Source organism: uncultured Thioclava sp. (genome assembly GCF_913064665.1).
In the GTDB taxonomy this organism is placed as follows: Bacteria; Pseudomonadota; Alphaproteobacteria; order Rhodobacterales; family Rhodobacteraceae; genus Thioclava; species Thioclava arctica.
The window spans coordinates 1-2,067 of the sequence record NZ_CAJYBT010000094.1 but is presented as its reverse complement, the minus strand read 5'-3'; the positions used below and the strand labels follow the sequence as shown (position 1 = coordinate 2,067).

3 protein-coding genes are annotated in these 2,067 nt (G+C 56.3%); 1 reads left to right on the top strand and 2 read right to left on the bottom strand.

Features of this window, described 5'->3' with window-relative positions:
* On the top strand, positions 1 to 997 hold a 997-nt coding region (locus tag QZ571_RS18480; RefSeq protein WP_295537635.1), incomplete at its 5' end, for a TolC family outer membrane protein.
* A gap of 131 nt (positions 998 to 1,128) precedes the next feature.
* Here QZ571_RS18480 and QZ571_RS18475 read toward each other — a convergent pair.
* Positions 1,129 to 1,497 carry a four helix bundle protein gene (locus QZ571_RS18475; protein WP_295537633.1) on the bottom strand — a complete coding sequence of 123 codons (369 nt, stop codon included), beginning with the start codon at positions 1,495 to 1,497 and terminating at the stop codon, positions 1,129 to 1,131.
* 74 nt (positions 1,498 to 1,571) lie between these two features.
* A partial coding sequence (locus QZ571_RS18470; protein ID WP_295537631.1) for a glycosyltransferase occupies positions 1,572 to 2,067 on the bottom strand: 496 nt, incomplete at its 5' end.

Below are 2,067 nucleotides of genomic sequence, written 5' to 3'. Positions count from 1 at the left end.
CGGGGTGGGGCTGGGTCAGGCCGGTGCCCACGGGGACAAGGCCGAGGCCGATTACGGGGCGGCGAAGCAGGAGTTGATCGTACGCGTGTCGAGTGCCTATTTCGATGTGCTGGCCGCGCTGGATAACGTCGAGTTTTCACGCGCCGAAAAAGAAGCTACCGCACGCCAACTGGAACAGGCCAAACAACGCTTTGAAGTTGGCCTGATTGCCATCACCGATGTGCACGAGGCACAGGCGCAGTATGACCTGACCGTGGCGCAGGAGATCACGGCCGATAACACGCTGGCGAATACGCGCGAGGCCTTGCAGGAAATCACCGGCCAGTATGACGAAACCCTGCAGGTGCTGCGCGATGAGATCCCGCTCCTCGAGCCGGTGCCGTCTGATGCGGACGCGTGGATAACACAGGCGCGGCAACAGAACCTTTCCCTGCAAGCGGCGCGATTTGCCGCCTCGGCCGCCAAGGATGAAATCAGTCGCCAGCGCGCCGGGCATTACCCGACGCTGGATTTTGTCGCCAACAAATCGAATTCCGTCACCCACAGTACTACCGGCCGGGAGACCGATGCCGAGACTTTATCCCTGCAACTGAACGTACCGCTGTTTGCCGGCGGCGCGGTTCTTTCGCGGACCCGCGAGGCAGGTTACCGGGCGAACGAGGCCCGCTATCGCCTTGAACAGACCCGTCGCGGTGTACAACGCCAGACACGCAATGCCTACCTCGGTGTGCTTGCCGGCATCAGCAGAGTGAAGGCCCTCGAGCAGGCCGTGGTCTCAAGCAAGAAGGCGCTCGAGGCCACCGAGGCCGGATTCGAGGTGGGCACGCGAACCATCGTTGACGTGCTGCTTAGCCAGCGCGAACTGTTCCGTGCCCAGCGTGACCATGCACGTTCCCGCTATGACTACCTGCTGAACACGCTGCGCCTGAAGCAGTCAGCGGGCTCGCTGGCAGTAACGGATGTGGAAGCGATAAGTCAATTGATGATTTCGGATTGATGATTGATGAATGAAAAGACATCGATGAATTCGGATTGATGATCGATGATTGGAAGATCAAAAACTTGTGATTTCATCAATTAGCGATCACCGATTGCTTTTAATATTCACCGATCATCATTCTGCAATCATCATTGTCTTTTATTGAGTTTGGCTGTTTTCGCTGAGGCAACGAGAATAGCGGTAAGTTCATCAGCCTCATTGAGCAAACCATCTAACTGTCCATTTATAACATTTGCTTCTTTTAGCAACGTAAGCCAGTAAACGGTTTCATCCAGTTCTTGCAGCCCACCCTCAAGCTTACTGATAAATTCTGCTCTTGAGCGTGAGCGCGTGGCTTCGTGGTAATGCGCACCCACGGAAGTACCACTTCTGAGCATCTGACGACCAAGAATTCTTGCCTCTTCACGAAGTGGCAGAGTCTTAAATAATTTAATTATTGAGAGTGCAAAACGTCGTGTACGACGACGCATAATTTCTGGGGAGTGTTCTTCGACCATCCTTGGCTCCTTTGTTGTGAATCACGCATCCATACGTGATGGTTTTTCAATCATCGATCATCAATCCGAATTCATCAATCTCTTTTCAATTCATCCACCAGCTTCAATAGTTTGTCCAGCGCGCCGCGGTTTCGCTCGACGACGCCGCGTGCGTTTTCGCCGCGCTGGTGACGCAGGTTGGGGTTGCGGAAGCAGTCCAGCACACTCGCGGCGAGTTGCTCGCTGTCTTTGACGACACACACGGCATCGCTCTCGCGTAGCATGCGACCGATGTCGGTGAAGTTATAGAAGCTCGGACCGATAACGATCGGCAGGCCCAGAGCCGCCGCCTCGATGGGATTCTGCCCGCCGGCCGGCACCAGCGTGCCGCCGATGAAGGCGATATCGGAGGCGGCATAAAAGAGGGGTAGCTCGCCCATGCTGTCGCCGAGATAGATATCCGTGTCTGCATCACAGCCACGGTGCTCGCTGCGGCGCACGAGGTTAAAGCCGCGTTTCTCGCACAGGTTGGCAACGCCGGTGAAACGTTCCGGGTGGCGCGGCACCAGCACAAGCCGCGCATCGGGCTGG